This window comes from Paenibacillus sp. FSL H8-0283 (assembly GCF_045040675.1).
Lineage (GTDB): Bacteria > Bacillota > Bacilli > Paenibacillales > Paenibacillaceae > Paenibacillus > Paenibacillus amylolyticus.
The window spans coordinates 2,276,611-2,295,736 of record NZ_CP150295.1 but is presented as its reverse complement, the minus strand read 5'-3'; the positions used below and the strand labels follow the sequence as shown (position 1 = coordinate 2,295,736).

At 46.8% G+C, this 19,126-nt stretch carries 17 protein-coding genes; 7 read left to right on the top strand and 10 right to left on the bottom strand.

What is annotated here, in order from left to right:
• The first annotated feature begins 332 nt into the window (after window positions 1-332).
• Window positions 333-740, top strand: a complete 408-nt coding sequence (locus MHI52_RS10460) for a hypothetical protein (RefSeq protein ID WP_405158980.1) — start codon at window positions 333-335, stop codon at window positions 738-740.
• Window positions 741-862: 122 nt separating this feature from the next.
• Here MHI52_RS10460 and MHI52_RS10455 read toward each other — a convergent pair whose 3' ends face one another.
• The 6 genes from MHI52_RS10455 to hemE form a co-directional block, all read right to left on the bottom strand.
• Window positions 863-1,495 carry a fumarylacetoacetate hydrolase family protein gene (locus MHI52_RS10455; protein WP_076249914.1) on the bottom strand — a complete coding sequence of 211 codons (633 nt, stop codon included), beginning with the start codon at window positions 1,493-1,495 and terminating at the stop codon, window positions 863-865.
• A 46-nt stretch (window positions 1,496-1,541) separates the two neighbouring features.
• Window positions 1,542-2,294 (bottom strand): glycerophosphodiester phosphodiesterase family protein, encoded by a 753-nt coding sequence (locus MHI52_RS10450; protein WP_047842367.1) that lies wholly within the window; start codon window positions 2,292-2,294, stop codon window positions 1,542-1,544.
• A 24-nt stretch (window positions 2,295-2,318) separates the two neighbouring features.
• Window positions 2,319-3,638 carry a CapA family protein gene (locus MHI52_RS10445; protein ID WP_405158979.1) on the bottom strand — a complete coding sequence of 440 codons (1,320 nt, stop codon included), beginning with the start codon at window positions 3,636-3,638 and terminating at the stop codon, window positions 2,319-2,321.
• A gap of 275 nt (window positions 3,639-3,913) precedes the next feature.
• Window positions 3,914-5,338: a protoporphyrinogen oxidase gene (hemY, locus tag MHI52_RS10440; protein ID WP_340982927.1), complete on the bottom strand. Its 1,425-nt coding sequence runs from the start codon at window positions 5,336-5,338 to the stop codon at window positions 3,914-3,916.
• The gene (gene hemH / locus MHI52_RS10435) at window positions 5,338-6,288 is read right to left on the bottom strand and encodes a ferrochelatase (RefSeq protein WP_036609705.1); all 951 of its coding nucleotides are present in this window, start codon (window positions 6,286-6,288) and stop codon (window positions 5,338-5,340) included. Before hemH ends, hemY begins: the two co-directional genes overlap by 1 nt.
• A complete protein-coding gene (hemE, locus tag MHI52_RS10430) occupies window positions 6,281-7,345 on the bottom strand; it encodes a uroporphyrinogen decarboxylase (RefSeq protein WP_036609707.1) in 1,065 nt (354 codons plus the stop codon). Before hemE ends, hemH begins: the two co-directional genes overlap by 8 nt.
• A gap of 204 nt (window positions 7,346-7,549) precedes the next feature.
• Here hemE and MHI52_RS10425 point away from each other — a divergent pair, with 204 nt between their 5' ends.
• Window positions 7,550-8,761 (top strand): MFS transporter, encoded by a 1,212-nt coding sequence (locus tag MHI52_RS10425; protein WP_211081777.1) that lies wholly within the window; start codon window positions 7,550-7,552, stop codon window positions 8,759-8,761.
• Window positions 8,762-8,875: 114 nt separating this feature from the next.
• Here the strand turns inward: MHI52_RS10425 and MHI52_RS10420 are convergent, their stop codons facing one another.
• The gene (locus MHI52_RS10420) at window positions 8,876-10,078 is read right to left on the bottom strand and encodes a cytochrome P450 (RefSeq protein ID WP_340903486.1); all 1,203 of its coding nucleotides are present in this window, start codon (window positions 10,076-10,078) and stop codon (window positions 8,876-8,878) included.
• A 487-nt stretch (window positions 10,079-10,565) separates the two neighbouring features.
• Between MHI52_RS10420 and MHI52_RS10415 the strand changes: the two genes are divergently transcribed.
• On the top strand, window positions 10,566-11,777 hold the full coding sequence (locus MHI52_RS10415) for an asparaginase (RefSeq protein WP_340903484.1): 1,212 nt from the start codon (window positions 10,566-10,568) through the stop codon (window positions 11,775-11,777).
• A 178-nt stretch (window positions 11,778-11,955) separates the two neighbouring features.
• Here the strand turns inward: MHI52_RS10415 and MHI52_RS10410 are convergent, their stop codons facing one another.
• Window positions 11,956-12,588 carry an O-methyltransferase gene (locus MHI52_RS10410; protein WP_340903482.1) on the bottom strand — a complete coding sequence of 211 codons (633 nt, stop codon included), beginning with the start codon at window positions 12,586-12,588 and terminating at the stop codon, window positions 11,956-11,958.
• A 238-nt stretch (window positions 12,589-12,826) separates the two neighbouring features.
• On the opposite strand from MHI52_RS10410, the gene MHI52_RS10405 reads away from it, so the two are divergent.
• The 4 genes from MHI52_RS10405 to MHI52_RS10390 all read left to right on the top strand — a co-directional run bounded on the left by MHI52_RS10405 (window position 12,827) and on the right by MHI52_RS10390 (window position 17,508).
• Window positions 12,827-13,981 carry a class I SAM-dependent RNA methyltransferase gene (locus MHI52_RS10405; RefSeq protein WP_036609715.1) on the top strand — a complete coding sequence of 385 codons (1,155 nt, stop codon included), beginning with the start codon at window positions 12,827-12,829 and terminating at the stop codon, window positions 13,979-13,981.
• Window positions 13,982-14,195: 214 nt separating this feature from the next.
• Window positions 14,196-16,196 carry an LTA synthase family protein gene (locus MHI52_RS10400; RefSeq protein ID WP_340903481.1) on the top strand — a complete coding sequence of 667 codons (2,001 nt, stop codon included), beginning with the start codon at window positions 14,196-14,198 and terminating at the stop codon, window positions 16,194-16,196.
• Between the two features lie 75 nt (window positions 16,197-16,271).
• A complete protein-coding gene (locus tag MHI52_RS10395; RefSeq protein ID WP_340903479.1) occupies window positions 16,272-16,700 on the top strand; it encodes a cytidine deaminase in 429 nt (142 codons plus the stop codon).
• An 82-nt stretch (window positions 16,701-16,782) separates the two neighbouring features.
• Window positions 16,783-17,508, top strand: coding sequence for a DsbA family oxidoreductase (locus MHI52_RS10390; RefSeq protein ID WP_340903477.1), 726 nt, complete (start codon window positions 16,783-16,785; stop codon window positions 17,506-17,508).
• Between the two features lie 298 nt (window positions 17,509-17,806).
• Here the strand turns inward: MHI52_RS10390 and MHI52_RS10385 are convergent, their stop codons facing one another.
• Both MHI52_RS10385 and MHI52_RS10380 read right to left on the bottom strand, forming a co-directional pair.
• Window positions 17,807-18,637 carry an aldo/keto reductase gene (locus MHI52_RS10385; RefSeq protein ID WP_036670089.1) on the bottom strand — a complete coding sequence of 277 codons (831 nt, stop codon included), beginning with the start codon at window positions 18,635-18,637 and terminating at the stop codon, window positions 17,807-17,809.
• Between the two features lie 174 nt (window positions 18,638-18,811).
• Window positions 18,812-19,093, bottom strand: coding sequence for a hypothetical protein (locus tag MHI52_RS10380; RefSeq protein ID WP_036609724.1), 282 nt, complete (start codon window positions 19,091-19,093; stop codon window positions 18,812-18,814).
• Between the last annotated feature and the right edge of the window lie 33 nt (window positions 19,094-19,126).

Below are 19,126 nucleotides of genomic sequence, written 5' to 3'. Positions count from 1 at the left end.
CGAGGACATTCCTTAGAGGAGTAGTCCCGGGAGCCTTTGGTGGTCCAATCAGCTCAATGCAGTTTTCAATTCAAATTAGTTCACTGTTCATTTAATGAGTATTAAAATAATTGAGATTATCATATAACCAACTAACCCAACCTGTCAAGTGAGAATTAAAATATAGATCTACTTTTACAGTCATTACCCGCCGGTTTGAAATTACTTATCCTGTTTTAAGTTTCACTTCAGGTTTCCCGTTTACACTATTCTCAGATCGAAACATCTATAACTACATCAACGACAAGCTACGATTCAGTTCGTACTCAACTACAGAAATGAGGATTATCCATATGAATATGAAAAGAGTCATTATTATAGGCACAATGATTGTCACTATGTCCTTCGCTGGAACAGCCTGGGGCCAGTCTGCCATCTCTCCCATACCTACTGCTAAATGGTCCATCGTTGACTTGGACACTCGTGAGGGAAGCAGTGATGAGCTGCTCGACGCTCTGAATCAGGTTTCAGAAGCGGATCTGTATCAGGAACTGTACAGCAGCAAATCACTGAGGACAATTACGGAAGAAAATAACGGGAATTTGGATGAGGTCATTGCTATACAAGTAAGACTGCTCAGAGAGCAGTTGGATGAACGGCTCGCAAATGGAAGTATCAGCTCGGAGCAACATGCTGCACAACAAGCTGAACTGGAAGAGTTGGTCACACAGAGCGCAAATACAGCATACAGCTTGGCGTAAATTAGTAGCGTATCCGTACGATGAAGGTATAAACATATATCCACGATAGCACGACAAAAAGGAGCGTATACACGCCCCTTTCTTGTAACCTATTCATTTCAAGCAGGTATGATGTGTAATCCTTATTGCACTGCCCCAATCGTGCAGGCACCCAAGGATTCGCCGTCCCATGCCAGTTCGAGCACATCTCCTGCTTGTGTTGGTCCAACACCTTCCGGTGTTCCTGTAAAAATGACATCGCCCGGCCCCAAGCCGTAATGATGACCTACATAATCCACAATATCCTGTAAACTAAAGATCATGTTACGAATATTACCACGCTGGACTTCCTCACCATTTTTGGTCAATGTAAAGTCTTTCTCCAGTAATGCTGCCGCACCCGGGAATGCCTGAAATGCAGTAACCGGAGCGGAATTTTTGAACCCTTTGGCCGCTGTCCACGGGTGGCCTTTTTTCTTAATCACGGTCTGTACGTCACGTAACGTAAAATCAATACCAAATGCATACGCATCCACCAGCTCATCTACCGCCATACCTGGCTCATAACTCCGGCCGATTTGCACGACCAATTCAGCTTCATAGTGAACTTCACCCTTGGTAGCAGGCAATCCAAGGGTTTCACCATTCAAGGGCACGACTGCATGGGAAGGTTTCATAAAGATCATTGGTTCATCCGGAACCGCGTTACCCAATTCTTCCGCATGAAGTTTATAATTGCGTCCTACACAGTATACATTGCGAATGTTAGTCAACATGGGTATATTACCACCTTTATCGGATTCATTAGTGCATATAGTAAAGTTAAGGTCTGAAAAATCGGCTGCTCGTCTCCTGAAATGCCAGCTCCCATACGTCAGGACGGTTCGTACATAACATGAGTTCTGGATCAACTGCCGCCAGTTTCTTCATAATGGTCTTGTCATCCACTGTCCAAGCCATCACCCGAATACCTGCACTCCGCATCTCGTTCATTAAGGATTTGTCTACATTGGTGTATCCAATCGATAGGAATGTACAATTCATCTGCCGCAACGCGGTTAACAGATCACCTGGTCGTGCATCGATAATTAGCCCCGTCTGGATCTCCGGTGCAAGTTTCTTCACTTCGATCAGAGCGGCTGGTTCAAATGAGGTGATCACAACATCATTTTGCATATGTCTTTTTCTCACTTCATGTATAACAGCCGCAGGCAGACCCGGGTACATGTCTCCCTGCGTTTTCAGTTCAATGTTCAAACGTACTCTGCCGCACGAGCGATCTAACAATTCACTTAGCGCCGGAATCCGTTCGCCTTTGTAAGACTTGTTTTTCCATGCTCCGGCATCCAGACGTTGCAGATCAGCCCAATCAGTTTCCCGAACCAGACCCTTGCCATTCGTCGTGCGATCCACTGTAAAATCATGAATGACCACTGGTACACCATCACGCGACAACTGCACATCCAGCTCCATCCACTGAACTTCAGGCCGCTCCATGGCCATCAGGAATGCAGCCATCGTATTCTCTGGTGCAATAGAAGAAAATCCACGGTGTGCTACACAAAGGTTGTTCATTCGATTCCCTCCTCAAAAAGGTTTTTAATTAGGCGAAGCGACTCCATTCCCATCATATCGAATACCCGGGGAGAGCTTTGCCATCTGTTCCAACAGCAGTTTGTTCGCCTCATCAATCATTGGAATGGCCTGACCTAGCCCGGCCTCATAAGGGATAACTTTCATGCTACAAGCTGCATCTTGACTACAGCGAGCCTGAAATACCGCCGTTTTCCAAGTCTCTTCGGTTGTTGATCTGGAGAAAATGAAATTTCCCGTACTGTATGCAATCCACTTCCCCTTATAGTACTCCAACCCTTGCAACACATGAGGATGACCACCTATGACCAGATCAGCGCCAGCATCTACAAACTCATGAGCCAATCTGGTCTGGTCACTATTCGGAGTACTTACACGTTCTTCTCCCCAATGTGCAACCACGATCACCAGATCAGCCTTCTTACGGGCCTCCTGGATCGCTTTGACTGCTCCTGTGGAATCATAGGCTTCAGCCACGCCAGCCCGATTGCCTTCCGCCTTCCAACTCGTTTCCGGTACAACTCGGGAGAACCCAAGCAATGCAATCTTCATGCCTTTGCGTTCCAGATATGCTGGTGCATAGGCCTCATCCCTGTTCATACCTGCCCCGGTGTGAGCTATGCCATATTCCTTGAGATAAGTTAACGTATCCACCAAGCCCTCTACGCCCTGATCCAAAATATGATTGTTAGCCAAATTGACAGCATCAAAACCCGCAGAGGCCATTGCCGCCAATGCTTTGGGCGAAGATTTGTACACATAGGTTTTGTCAGCTGCACTGGTACCACCATGAGTTATTGGTGTCTCCAGGTTACCGATGGTAAGATCATCATCCTTGAATAACCTGCCGAGTTTGGCAAAGGGATAATCATAACCGTTTTTATCCAGCAGTTCAGCAACTTTGCCCGAAAATTGAATATCACCAACAAAGTTAATTGTGACATCCTTCGCTGAATTGGAAGGTTTCGACGTCCCTGATTCCTGATCCACACCTGCATTTCCCTTGGTACCGGACGGTGTCGAATCTGCCGTAGGTTTTTTCGTTCCGGATTCTGTTTTCTCACTATTGGTATTGCTTGAAGTGTCAGGTGTCGCTACTCCAGATGTCTTATCTGCATCCGCTGTTGTCTCTTCATCCGTAGCTTTGGGCTCTTCTTCCGAAGTCTCATCGGATTCCGAGTCTGGAGAACTTACTTGATCCCCGCCTTTGGCATCATCTCCAATGGAAGGCTGATCCTGATCGACGATTTCTTGTTTCACTGGCTGGTCTGCCTGTTGCTGACGTGTATTAATAACATAAAAAATGCCTATCAGACCAATTGCCATGATCAATACAAGATTAACTGTCCAGATGATTCTATCGCGGGTGCGCTTTCTTTTTTTTCTCTCTACACTTCGATCTGATCTTGGGGGATACATAAGCAACTCCTCTTCTTCACAGCCATACATACCATTATATCAGGCATATTCTGGATTTCCATCATTCCTTGGAACTGTATCGATTGAAAGGGTATGAACTCAGTTAGCTTCCAGATCTTCACATAAAAAAAGCCATCTCTCCAGTAGATAATTCTACGTTTGAGACAGCTCTCTTGCTGTACTTAATCTGCTGCAAGCTCTTGTGTAGCCTGAACAGACATTTCCTTCGCTTGTCTGATGCAATCAGGCAAGCCTACGCCCTCATAACCTGCACCTGCAATGTACACACCCGGTAATTTGCTGCCAAGCTCCTCACGGAGGGCGGCAATATGTTGGAGGTGTCCCACCGGATACTGTGGCATGGATTTACGTAGCCTAGTAATCTCGGAGAAGATCGGCACTGCTTCAATACCCATCGTCTCTCTCAGATCCTTGAGAACCAGATTCGTCAGCGCTTCATCCGGAAGCTCTACGTTCTGTTCGTCACCGGAGCGACCAACATAACAGCGGAGCAGTACTTTATCATCCGGGCTGGTATGCAGCCATTTCGTCGATGTCCACGTACAAGCCGTAATATTCCGGCCCTCTTTCCGCGGAACGAGGAAACCCGACCCGTCGAATACATGCTCCACCTCTTTTTTCTCAAAAGCGAGCACTACATTGGCTACAGACACATAGTTAATCGCATCCAGTGCCGCTGTGTCCACGTGAGGCTTCAACAGCTCCGACGCAACATATGTTGGCACAGTAACCACTACATCATCGGCTTCAAGCATTTCGCCATTCCCCAGTTCAACACGATATCTGGTCTCCGCTTCGTCAAGACGTTGCAACGACTTCACTGCGGTGTTCAGACGCTGATCCACATCCTGCAGTTCATGTACGAGGGCGTGAACAAGGCTCTGCAACCCCTGGCGAAAGTTCAGAAAGGCACTTCGTTTTGTTCCGGTATGCGTCTCAGCCGGTTTGCGCCCCGTCATCATGCCCCGGATCAAGCTGCCGTAATCGCGCTCTACTTCTCCGAACTGCGGGAAGGTAGCCTGGAGGCTCAATCGCCGCATATCACCTGCATAGATTCCCGCGAGCAGTGGTTCCGTCAAGTTCTCCAGCACTTCTGCTCCAAGACGGCGTTCAATCATATAACCGAGCGATTCATCCTCTGTTGTACGACGCGGCGGGATGACAAAATCCATCAACGCCCGCAGTTTGCCTGCCGGAGAGACCAGTCCACTTCTCAAGAATGGTCTTAGTTCTGTCGGGATACCGAGCACAAGTCCTGCTGGCATAGGATGAAGCTTGCCACGCTGCATGATATACGTTTTCTTCGACTCCGGATTCTGACTGACCAATTCATGATCAATCTCCAATTCTTTGGCAAGATCAATCATTGCTGTTTTGCGAGCCAGGAAAGAATCGGGCCCTTTTTCAATCACAAATCCATCCCGGTGCAGTGTCTCAATCATGCCTCCCATGGACGAGCTTTTCTCGACCAAAGTAATCACAGGTTCAACTCCTGCTTCCCGGTAATGCTTGCGGATATAAAATGCCGCGCTGAGGCCGGTAAGGCCACCGCCGACAACAACAACACGGCGTTTCTTATCATCCATTACTCATCCGACCCTTGCTGCCATTGGCTTATAATAACGTCGCTTAACGTCTCCATGTATAGAGGATCGCTATTGAGAGAATCAATACGCATCAGGCGCATGTCGATCTCTTTGGCAATCGATTTGGCCTCAATATCAAGATCATAGAGCACTTCGAGATGATCCGAGACAAACCCGATTGGTGCCACAAGCACATCCTCTACCTGTTCACGAGAAAGCTCCTGTAACGTATCCAGAATATCCGGTCCAAGCCAAGGCTCAGCTGTTCGTCCGGCACTCTGCCACGTAAATTGCCAATTGGTTATGCCTACACGTGATGCAATCACTTCCGAAGTCTCCAGCAATTGTTGCGGGTATGGATCACCCATCTCCACAATACGCGCCGGCAGACTGTGCGCACTAAACAACACCTTCACATCTCCGCGTTTTGCTCCAGCTTCTTCGAACGCATCCAACTTGGCACTGACACGTGTGGACAACGCCTGAATTAACTTCGGATGCAGATGATAACTCTCAATAAAGGACATATGAACGCCCAGCTCTTCTGCTTTTTCACGCGCACGTTTGATATAACTGCCTACACTCATCGTGGAAAAATGAGGAGCCAGTACAATACCAATCGCTGTCTGAATTCCATCCTTCGCCATCTGCTCCACGCCATCCTCAATAAACGGATAGGCATGCTTCAGTCCTTGATAACAACGGAATTCCACATCAGTGCCACGCTCATCGCGGTTTAATGTCTCTTGAAGGGCCTTGACCTGATTGTCTGTGTTCTCCCGAAGTGGGAAAACACCGCCAACAATGGCTTCATAACGATCCGTCAGTTCTTTCAATTGCTCTGGTTCAGGCGGACGTCCTCTGCGGATATGTGTGTAATACGCTTCAACACTCTCCATATTTTCCGGTGTGCCATACGACATCACCAGTACACCTACAGTATTAGTCATTGGTTACCGTCACCCCACTCTTCATTGCTTCGGCAGAATATTCATGAATATACGCCGTTAGTTCTCTGAGCTTCTCTAGCGATGCTTCAGGAAATAATCCGTGTCCGAGGTTGAAAATATAACCCGGCTCCTTGATTCCTTCGTCAATAATCACTTTGGCTTGCTCTTTAATCAGTTCCATCGGGGCAGTCAGCAAATATGGGTCCAGGTTACCCTGTACTGCAAATTTGCCGCCAAGACGTTGACGCCCTTCCGAAATGGATACTCTCCAGTCCAGTCCAATCACATCGGCTTGCAAATTATGCAGGGCTGGCAACAACTCACCGGATGCAACACCAGGGAAATAAATCTTCGGTACATTCAAATCCGATAATTCGGTAAAGATACGGGTAATCGTAGGCAACACATATGTTCTGAAGTCTTTGGGAGAAAGTGCTCCAACCCAGCTGTCAAACAACTGGAATGCCTTACCGCCATTCGCAATATGCGCACGGACATATGTAATAACCATATCACCAAGCTTCTGCATCAACTTGTGCCAAACCTCAGGCTCGCTGTACATCATCGTTTTGGTGCGGATATAACCTTTCGAAGGTCGTCCTTCAATCAGATAACTCGCAATCGTGAATGGTGCGCCCGCAAACGTAATAAGAGGCACATCAAGCTCCTTATCCAGAATTCGAATGGTTTCCAGAATATGTGACAGATCTCCTTCTACGTCGATGGGACGCAGCCGATCCACATCTGCAGCGGACCGAATAGGATTATCGATAACTGGACCAATATTTTTTACAATGTCAAAATCAATGCCCAGAGAGGCAACCGGATTCATAATATCGGAATACAAAATAGCCGCATCTACACCAAGTTTGCGTACCGGCATGAGTGTAACTTCAGCCGCCAGCTCGGGTTGTTTGCAGATTTCTAGCAAGGAGTACTTTTCTTTAATTTTGCGATATTCAGGATCGTAACGTCCAGCTTGACGCATGTACCATACCGGGACACGGTCTACCTGTTGTTTAAAACTTGCCCGAATCAGTCGATCATTATAGCTCATGTAAGAAGCCTCCAATAGTTTTTGGACTCATAATTACCATTATGCCCTTTTTAAACAGCCGTAACAACCACATGCAGATGCGTTCTACGTGACAATACTATGACATTCCTTACACCCATCCCTCATATGCCAATTATGTTATAATGAAAGAATGGTGTTTTTTTGAGAATTACAGAAATATCTTTGAAAGGAAGTGAAAGCACTTTGAAAACGTGGAAAGTAAACCTCATTGTGCTTTGGTTCGGACAATTTTTGGTCAATTCGGGCATGACCATGATTACCCCATTTTTGTCTCTTTATCTCGCAAGAGATCTGGGTGTTGTTGGCGAACATGAAATTGGCATTTGGGCGGGCTTTATTTTTGCAGCCAATTTCCTCACCTCATTTTTGTTCCAACCGCTCTGGGGCAAGTTATCGGACAAGTATGGCCGTAAAGTTATGCTGCTGCGGTCGGGATTCGGGATGGCCATCGTAATTGCCCTTATGGGTCTGGCACAGAATCCTTGGCAGCTTCTCTTATTGCGTTTGCTTAATGGTACCATCTCCGGTTTCAATCCTGCAGCTGTTGCGTTGATATCGGGTACCACACCGAAAGACCGCATGGGTTTTGCCATGGGAATCAGTCAGTCCGGGCAGGTTGCCGGCACCATCCTGGGTCCACTCATTGGTGGCTTGTTAGCGGATGCGGTAGGCTTCCGCCCCATTTTCTACATTACAGGTGGACTGATCTTTGTTGCTTCCATGCTCGCCATGTTCCTGGTGAGAGAGAAGTTCGACCGTCAAGAAGCAGCCAAACTGCCGGCACAATCCGTATTGTCCGGTCTGAAGGAATTGAACAAGTCACCTCAACTGCCTGCACTGTTCGCTGTAACGTTTCTGTTGCAGTTTGCAATGATCAGCCCCATGTCACTCTTGCCGCTGTATGTGCAAAAATTGCATGCTTCGGATGTAAATGTGGCCTTCTGGGCAGGACTTGTCGGTGCAGTTACGGGACTATCCAATATGGCCATGTCTCCGATTCTCGGGAAGCTGAGTGACCGGATTGGTCCTCACAAGGTGCTGACGTTCTCTCTCATAGGAACAGGACTCATGCTTATTCCGCAGGCATTTGTTCAGACCGTGTGGCAGCTCATTATAGTTCGTTTCATGATGGGTGTGTTCATGGGTGGCCTGCTTCCAAGCGTTAATGCCCTGATACGTTCCTATACATCCGATAGCATGATCAGCCGTGCATTCAGTTTTAATACGAGTACTCTGGCGCTGGGCAACATGCTTGGAGCGATCATTGGAGGTTTTATGGCAGGATTCATCGGGATCGAAGGTCTGTTTATCGTCTCTGGTGGACTGTTACTACTCAATATGGTTTGGGTCCGATTCAAATTGTATAACAAACCTGCTTCTATTCGGGAATCCTGATTCCCTATCCATTTCTTAAATAGTCCATCTTAATTTTTCATTTGAAAAAGCCGCTTCCAGCGCCTAATTGGCCTGAGAGCGGCTTTTGTCATTCATGCGCCATTCATCATTTATTTATTTATTTATTAGATTGAATTCTATCGGATAATGTTTCACACCAAATACAAAAGCACTTTGTATCGGTTGCAGAGCCGTTCCAGACACAAGTTGAATGTTTCCCATGTGCTGAAGCAATGTATGAAGAACTACCCTTGCCTCCAATCGAGCGAGTGGTGCACCCAAACAAAAATGAATGCCAAAACCAAAACCCATATGCCTGTTCGGCTTGCGATCAGAGATGAAATCTTCCGGGTTTTCAAATTGGGCACTGTCCCGATTGGCTGCTCCAACCCAGGAAATCACCTGCTCTCCAGCTTGAATCGTCTGACCCTTCAACTCTACAGTTTCCTTGGCGACCCGCCCAATCGCGACAATTGGCGGATAATATCTCAGCGTCTCTTCAATCGCAGAAGTAATCCGTTCAGGCTGTTCGCGCAACTCCTGTTGTAGCTCGGGTTGTTCAGACAGAATACGAACCGCATTGGTAATCAGGTTGGTTGTTGTTTCATTACCGGCAGCAAGTAATAGAATACAGAAGCCTACCACTTCATCTGAAGTCAATTGCTGACCATCAATCTCCGCAGCAAGCAGTAATGAGATCAGATCATCCTTTGGCTGCAACCGACGTTCTTCCATAATGCCAGTGAAATAGATATGCAACTCCTGCATATTTCTTTTTTTCTCCTCCAATAACTCCTGGAAGGCCTGCTCACTATCATCACGCGCGCCTTTCACCAATACATCAGACCAGTCTTTGAACTTTTGACGATCCGCTGCAGGGACTCCGATCAATTCCGCAATGACAATGACGGGCAATGGTGTTGCAAGGTCATCAATAAGTTCCATATGTCCTTCTGACAGGTGTGGAGCAATTAACTCATCTGTGATTTCCTGAATACGCGGAGCCAATGCTTCAATTGCCTTGGGTGTAAACGCCTGGTTCACCAGATCACGCAGCTGTTTGTGTTTGGGAGGGTCTGTCGTCAACATGCTCGTATTGGCACGATCACGTGCAGAAGAGAATAGTTTCGGATTTTTCAGAACATACTTCACATCTTCATAACCAAAAACATCCCAACATTCTCGATGCTCATCATAGCGGACTGGAGTGTTATCACGAAGTTCTGCATACACCTTGAAGGGAGATAACCTCTCTTCCAAAGTCTCCAGTTCCCGAATCGGAATGTAATTTGCATACTTTCTCGGTGCCTGTTTCATCGTTTCTCCTCCAATCAATATTATATATTTATTTACATATGGTGATCACCCCTATTATAAACATAACTCTATTACGAAACCACTCTTTAGACCGTAATTGATCCCCATTACCTAATATGCGTTACTATCATCCTCTCATTCTGTTACCTACTTCTGATATAAGTCCCAATTCGACATTCTTTTATTAAAATGCTTCATTTTATCAGGACAAAAGACTCATTATGTAATATTAACTAACATTAAAAGGGCTTATTTTCCTTCAAAAATACTAAAACCGCTTCTTTTCTATCTCTAACCAAAATGAATAATCTTTCATAATTCCTTATAAACAATCATTTTACTCTTATTATCTATTAATGTAACCGATTACTCTACCATTATCTATATTTGTCATATTACTTAACATGAAATACAATCAATTTGAAATGGTATACATATTCTTCTTAACAAACTTAACATCACACTTACTTGAAGGAGAGTGCTATTCATGAGTAAAACATCCAATCTTCGTCCCTGGGCCGTATGGAGTACCGCAGCTTTAACAGCATTGACCATCTCGTTGTCCCCCCTTGGAACCTACGCCGCGCACGCAGCTACGGTAGAGGTGAAAGGCACAACAGGTGCTGTTCAGACAGCAACTACTACTCCGGCTCGCAATACTTCCATTCCTGCAATACCAGACTCTTCCAAACAATCTGCACTTCCTAATGTATTGGTGATTGGAACTGGCGGAACGATTGCCGGTCAATCCGAGGATGCCACCAGCTTCCAGAATTACAAGGCAGGTACACTTCCCATTGGAGAGATGGTAGACGCCTTACCGGATAAACAGAAGATTGCCGATGTTAGCACGCTCCAATTCGGAAACTCAGGTTCAGGTTCCTATAGCATGACCGACCTCTATGACTTGTCGCAGACGGTAGACAAAGCTCTGGCAACGTATGACAGTGTTGTCGTTACCACGGGTACAGATACAATGGAAGAAATCGCTTATTTCCTCGATATGACTGTTCAGAGTGACAAACCTGTCGTGATCACAGGCTCCATGCGTCCATGGACCGTCATCGGTTCTGACGCTCAAGCCAATCTGTACAACGCCATCAAACTTGCAGGCAGTGGTCGTACCACTTCATTTGGCACAGTACTCATGTTGAATGATACAATCCAGCTTGCTCGTGGTGTAACCAAGACAAATGATTATCGGACAGATACGTTTGAAACGCCGATGCTCGGCGCTGTAGGATATATTGATGAAGAAAATATCCGAATCTACCGTGCTCCTGCACGTGCCTTGAAACCTGAAGGCACAGCAAAGCCCGTATTTGATCTAAGTAAAATCACAAAGGCAGATCTGGCCAAAGTAGAAATTGCGATCTCGTATCAAGAAGCTGGCGGCGGAGCCATTGAAGGATTCGTGAGCAGCGGTGCCAAAGGAATTGTGACTTCCGGTACCGGAGCTGGCGGTATCTCCAGAGCTATGGGACAAGCTCGTACCAAAGCCATTGAAGAAGGTGTCATCTTTGTGACCACCACTCGGACGGGTTCAGGAAGTGTGTACGGTGGCGGCAAAGGTATCATTGCAGGCGACAACCTGAGTCCACAACAAGCTCGTGTATTATTGATGCTGGGCTTGTCCTTCAGTGATGATTTTGACACCATCAAAAAATGGTTTGAAACGTACGGAACACCTGAAGTATAAATCGAACTACTACAACATCTGTAAATATAAAGAAAGAGACGATACTCCCTGTGATTCAAGGTGTGTCGTCTCTTCTTTTTGTTTTCAGAAAACTCCGTACAGAATCACGATCCCCTCACAAACACAAAAGCGTGAGATCGTGCTCCATCGGAGTTTTATCTTTAGGAAATTTTCCCTTTCACTTCACCCAGGCAAGTACCAGCCCATCGTAATCCGGCAACATGGTCGTCACCAGGCGCGGGTCACTTGCCATCTGTTCATTGAAACGACGAACAGCAAGCACGGCCGGGCCCTGCTTGTCCGGATTCAGTGTACGACCACGCAGGAAACAGTTATCACCAACAATAACAGCACCTGGCCGGGCCAGCTTAATGGCATAATCGAGATATACCGGATAATTCTCCTTATCTGCGTCAATAAAGAAGAAATCAAATGTGCGACCTTCCTGCTCCAATTGCTCCAGGCTGTCTGCCGCCGGGCCAATGCGGTACTCCACCTTTTCGCCAAAACCGCCTTCTTCCAGATGACCACGCGCCATTGCCGCATATTCCTCTTTCAGTTCCAGCGAAGTCAGGGTCCCATTCTCACGCAAACCGCGCACAATGCAGATCCCACTGTAACCGCCCAACACGCCGATTTCGAGGGCAGCTTCTGCTTTGGATGTCTTGGCGAGAAACGTGAGCAATCGTCCATACGCAGCCGCAACGGAAACTTCCGGCATACCGTTCGAACGGATGGCCTCTTTCACTTTCAGCAAAAGATCATCCTCTTGAAATAATTGATTTACATATTCATCAGGGGTCAGATTCACCACTAAAATCCTCCTTGGACACTTGGACTGCTTTCCATATGGATGCCAATGTTCTATAATAAATGTTTGTTATCAACACAGGCGGTTGACTGGTGCATCACCTCGAAAGAGGAATGCATACGTTCACCGCATTTCTCATTGTAAGTTTTTTCACGGAAAGCGGCAAGGCCGCACCGTTACTATACAGCAGAGAGAAGGATATCCTTCTCCAGCTTGAAATGGAGTTGAAATGAATCACATGGCTCAATTGCAATTGATTGCAACCTCGGCGATGGGACTCGAGGCTGTTGTTGCCCGGGAACTGAAGCAACTGGGGTATGAAGATGTTACGATCGACAACGGCCGGGTTTTCTTTACAGGAGATTATATTGATATATGCCGGTGTAATCTGTGGCTGAGAAGTTCGGATCGCGTATTGGTGAAAATGGGTGAATTCCCTGCCACGACTTTCGACGAATTGTTTGAAGGCACCAAAGCACTGCCTTGGGAAGAGTGGATTCCAGCCGACGGCGAATTCCCTGTAGAGGGTCGTTCTCAAAAATCCCAGTTAAGCAGTGTGCCTGCATCACAAGGGATCGTGAAAAAAGCAATCGTAGAGAAACTGAAGCTGACTTATGACACAGAGTGGTTCCCAGAGGATGGGTCTCGTTATGTGATTGAGGTCATTCTGCTGAACGATCGCGCCCTGCTTACTTTAGATACGACGGGACCAGGTCTGCATAAACGGGGTTATCGTAAACTCGTCACCGAAGCGCCACTCAAAGAAACACTTGCTGCAGCTCTTATTCAGCTCAGCCGCTGGAATGTATCTCGTCCATTCTATGATCCATGCTGTGGATCAGGCACAATGCTGATCGAAGCCGCTATGATCGGCTGGAACATTGCACCGGGACTTCGTCGGACCTTCAACTCCGAGGACTGGGCTGTTATTCCTGAAGAATTATGGGAACAGGCGCGCGAAGAAGCATTTGATGCTGTACGCGACGATGTCCCGTTACAGATTTCAGGTAGCGATATTGATCCGGAAGCAATTGAAGTGGCTATGGCAGCGATCAAAAGTGCTGGGTTCGCCAAAGATATTGAAGTCAGCGTCCTGCCCGCTCATCGCGCAAGACCGCAGGGTGAATATGGTGTCATCATTACCAATCCCCCATATGGTGAACGTTTGAGTGAAGAAAAAGAAGTTCAGAAGTTGCTCCGCTCATTAGGGCGCAGTTACCTCGACATGCCAACATGGTCCTTTTTTGCAATCACGTCGACCAAAGCTTTCGAAGAGTATTTCGGTCATAAGGCAGACAAACGTCGCAAGTTGTTCAACGGACGAATTGAAACCCAGTACTATCAGTATTTGGGCCCACTGCCCCCACGAAATAAAACACCACAATCTTCATAATTGTAACGAATCTAAAGTGCTCCTGCCATCCATGGCCGGGGCGCTTTTTTTGTGCCCTTTTCTGGTCATAAGAATTCACCGACTTCGGTCTTCGGCTGGACAAGATTCAATTCTCCCTGAGGCATAGTTGAAAACACATGAGGCCACGCTATAATGGATGGAGCCCTATTTTACACTCCGATTACAAAACAACAAAAGCAAGGGGGACATACATATGGTTGTCACTCGGCCTACGCGCAGTGCCATGCCACGCGGGCTTCTAAATCATCCATTAACGTTATATCTTATTTTTCTTGTGCTCATGCTGCTCAAACTCATGTGGCTCCATCACAATCTTCACGCTTATAACATTACGATGGGACTGCTGGATAAAGTCATTGCTATTGGATCTTTACTACTCTTGTCCTTCTGGACCTGGTTGCTGCCACGTAGAGGCATGATCTTGTCTCTCGCCGTACTTAACCTGCTGCTTACCGCACTAATCTACGCCGATATGGTGTATTATCGCTATTTCCAGGATTTCTTGACCATCCCGGTATTGTTGCAGGCGAGACAAGTTGACGCATTGGGTGACAGCATCGCTACACTGATCTACACAAGTGATCTCTGGTTCTTTGCCGACTGGCTTGTCGTCATTCCGTTCGCAGCTATCGTACTGTTCAGCAGACGTTACCGTTCGAAGCACTCCAGTACGTCTGTTACTGGTTACGGGAGTTATTCGTATAACGATGGCAAGGCACGGTTGCGCCGCCGTCTCACGGCTGGCAGCATCACCCTTGTGCTGGGACTCGGCCTCGCGGTTGGCCCGATTTATTTCTACAGCAAAACATGGGCCAAAGGCCTGTTCGATAACAACTGGTGGAATGTATCCATGTATAATGTGACCGGACTGCTCGCTTTTCACGGTTATGATCTGTACAACTTCGCCAAAGACCATATCGGCTCCGGGCCGCAGGCTGATCCCGCTGATGTTGAGCAAGCAAAAGCGTTCTTTGCTGAAAGGCAAGGAACTGCCCCGCAGAATGATGCCTTGTTTGGCAAATATAAAGACAGCAATGTCATCATTGTTCAGGGTGAGGCTTTTATGAACTTCATGATTGGCCAGAGCATTGGCGGTCAGGAGATCACACCGCATTTTAATGAACTGATGAAGGAAAGTCAGTATTATAGTCACTTTTACCACCAGACCGGTCAGGGCAGAACGTCAGATGCCGATTTTGGCGCAAATATTTCCCTGCATCCACTTCCGGTTGGATCAGCGTTTGTACGTTATGCAGACCATACGTATGACTCCCTTCCTTCCATCCTGAAGGATAACGGTTACAGCACCAACGTATTTCACGCTTATGAGAGTGGCTTCTGGAATCGGTATACAATGTATCAGAACATGAAGTACGACAAGTTTTATAGTAAAAATGATTTTGCACAGGATGACCCGCTTGGCTGGTCCCTGTCTGATGAATCCTTTTTCCGGCAATCCGTTGAGAAAATGAGTAGTGAGGTGACCGAACCATTTTATTCCTTCCTAATCACTCTTACCAGTCACCATCCGTATGCCTTGCCAAAAGAGAAGCAGCAACTGGATGTAGGCGAGTTCCAGGGAACCATGTTTGGTAACTATCTGCAGTCCGTTCATTACGTGGATTCGGCACTGGGTAAGATGGTCGAGGATCTGAAAAATCGGGGCTTATGGGAAAATACCATCTTTATGTTCTACGGGGATCACGACAACTCGATTAAGGAACAATCACAATACGAACAGTTCCTGGGACGTTCACTGAACGAACTGGATATGGCACAGATCATGAACGAGGTCCCCCTGCTCGTGCATTTACCGGACGGAGCAGCTGCCGGAACCATCAACGAACCTTCGGGACAACTGGACATCACGCCTTCCGTACTGCATTTGCTAGGCTTATCCGACCAGTCCTATTATCACATGGGTAACGACGTATATGACGGGTCTGGGCGTACGGTTGTGCTGCGTAATGGCACATTCTCGGATGGTTCTGTATTCTATATTCCATCGGATGATTATATCTATGAGAGCGGTGCTTGTTATGACCTGTCCACACGCGACAAAACGGACATCAATGCTTGCCGCCCCAGTCATGATGAAGCAACCAAACGATTGCATGTCTCGGACACGGTCATTACTTATGATTTGATTCAGCGCTTTCGAGAGGAAGACAGTGGAGCAGCAACATCGCAATGAACAATACCGTAATGACAAGCTAAACAAAAACACGAAATGAATTAAATTGGATTTGAAAAGGGGAACTTGCATTACATGACATCACACACTGAACCACTCAATATTGAACAGCAATTGTTCAATGCAGCCGCAAAATTTGTGAAGCAACGTTATCCTCAGGGATGGGGCGGCGCGGGTGCCGTCTATACCGAAGCTGGATCGCTGCTGATTAGTGTAGCTCCAGAGGTCATCAACGATGCGACGCATCTATGTATGGAAACAGGAGCTTATCTGGAAGCCCACAAATTGAACGAACGTGTCACCCACTCCCTCTGTATCGCTCGTGATGACGAGCATTCAGAATTCAAGGTCCTTACACCTTGCGGTGTATGCCAGGAACGATTATTTTACTGGGGCGAAGAAGTCAAAGCTGCCGTATACGATCCTTCTGGTAAACTGGCCTTCAAGAGACTGGATGAGATTCAACCTTACCATTGGTCCAAGGCATATCGGGATAAAAAGTAATCTCCTTGCGAATTATAGAAAGTGGCTTTATAATTGTAACCATATTAGTTTCAACTAAAAGGATGATGGAGGTTTTAATAAAATGAATATTGAGATATGGTCTGATTTTCTGTGCCCTTTCTGTTATATCGGCAAACGCCGCCTGGAGAATGTACTGGAACAGTTCCCACACCGTGATGAAGTGAAGCTGCAATTCAAAAGCTTCGAGCTTGATCCAAACGCTGCATTGAACCCAGGCAAAACCAATTCGGAATATTTGGCTGCCAAATATAATATGAGCGCGGAACAAGCCAAAGGTATGAATGCCCAGATGAATGCCAATGCTCGTACGGCAGGACTGGAATACAATATCGATGCCATGATCCCTACAAACTCCTTCTCAGCTCACCGCTTGACACACTGGGCAGATACACAAGGCAAAGCGCTTGAACTGAGTGAACGAATCTTCCAAGCTGTGTTTATTGAAGGTAAACACTCCGGCGACACTGAAGTGTTGGCTCAGTTAGCAGAAGAAGTCGGCTTGGATCGAGATGCAGCTACGGCAGTGCTGTCCAGTGATCAATTCACCGACAATGTCCGTGCTGACCAAGCAGAAGGCGAGCAACTTGGTATCCGCGGTGTACCGTTCTTTGTATTCGACCGCAAGTTCGCCGTATCGGGTGCTCAACCTGACGAGGTGTTCCTGGATGCCATTCAAAAAGCATGGGACGAGCGTTCCCCATTCACCATGGTTGAATCCAACACAACAGAAACAGACGGCAGTGGCATCTGCACAGATGACGGATGCGAAGTCCCGAAAAAAAATTAAGCCAATTCAAACACAAAAAGCAGCCGGATCAGGGATATTTCCCGATCCGGCTGCTTTTTTTTATATACTACACACCATTCTAGCTCATTGTATATTTTTGTGTTTGATGGACAGTTACTGTGGAGGGGACGGAATCGATTCTGAAGAAGCGAAGCGTGCGCCTTTGTATCCAAATTTTATCCTCTGAAAAGAGGAATTAAAAAAATTTGGAGACAACAGCGATCAAAAGAACGATTACGTAACCGGAACAACCACCAGTAGTTCATCAAACAATTATATTCAATTAGCGTCTACCCACTTAATCCCAAAACAGTTGATCCGGATGTGGACCCGTCCGCTTATCGGAATCCAGTGCATCAATCTGTCTCAACTCATCCGGTGTCAATTCAAAGTCAAAGATGTCCGCATTCTCACGAATACGCTCTGGGGTAACCGACTTCGGAATCGTCACAATCTGATTCTGAATGTCCCAGCGCAGAATGATCTGTGCTGGCGTTTTCCCATATTTCTGGGCCAGCGCTTTGAGGGTAGACTCTTGGTTCAGCTTACCTTTCATAATAGGACTCCATGCCTCCAGTTGAATTCCCTGCGCCCCGCAGAAATCCTGCAGTTCCTGCTGGATCAGACCCGGATGCAGCTCTACCTGATTAACCGCAGGCACCGTTCCGCCCTCATCTATAATATCTTGCAAATGGTGAACTTGAAAGTTACTCACACCAATCGCACGGATGCTTCCTTCGCTATATAGACGTTCGAATGCTCTCCACGTCTCCTTGTACTGGTCTCTGCCAGGCCAGTGAATTAAATAAAGATCAATCACATTCAGTCCAAGTGCCTTCTGACTGGCTTCAAATGCTCTCAACGTTGAATCAAATCCCTGATCCTCGTTCCAGAGCTTTGTCGTCACAAACAGTTCGTTACGGGCAACACCACTGCTTGCAATAGCTTGTCCCACTTCTTCTTCATTGCCATAGATGGACGCGGTATCAATACTGCGATATCCAACCTCCAAAGCGGTCTCAACCGCCTGTTGTACTTCCTTACCTTTTGCTTTATATGTTCCAAATCCTAGCCATGGCATCGTTACTCCGTTGTTCAGAATCGTACAATCTGTAATATGTTTTGTCATTCTGTACCTCCCGTATGGAATTTTGCCTGCTCTTGTTCTATTAACCTTCTCACAGAATTTTAAGCGACCATTCGACATACTGTCGGAGTAAACCCATGGACCCAGAGTCTTTGCAAAAGATATGAAAAACCCGCAAAGCATTGCTGCCCTGCGGGTTCTGATGTGACAGGAACGTTATAAATCCCCTTGACCGTGCTGACTCTGGATTGAATTCAATCTTCTCTTCTCCTCGATGAACATTTCCTCTGCCAACTCAACACCTTGCCCTCCGAGTGAAAGCTCTGCTTGTCGCATCGCCTGCTCCGTGTGTGCCAGACGTCGTTCCGCCTGTACAATGGTCTGTGCCGTCGGATGAGACATGGCCTGAGATACAGCATAATGAAGCTTGTTCACCGCATTTTGCGCCTGAGATACAGTGGTATCGGCTTGCAAACTGGAATCATAACGCTTCGGCATGAGTATTCCTCCTTGGGATTATCAGGTTCCTGT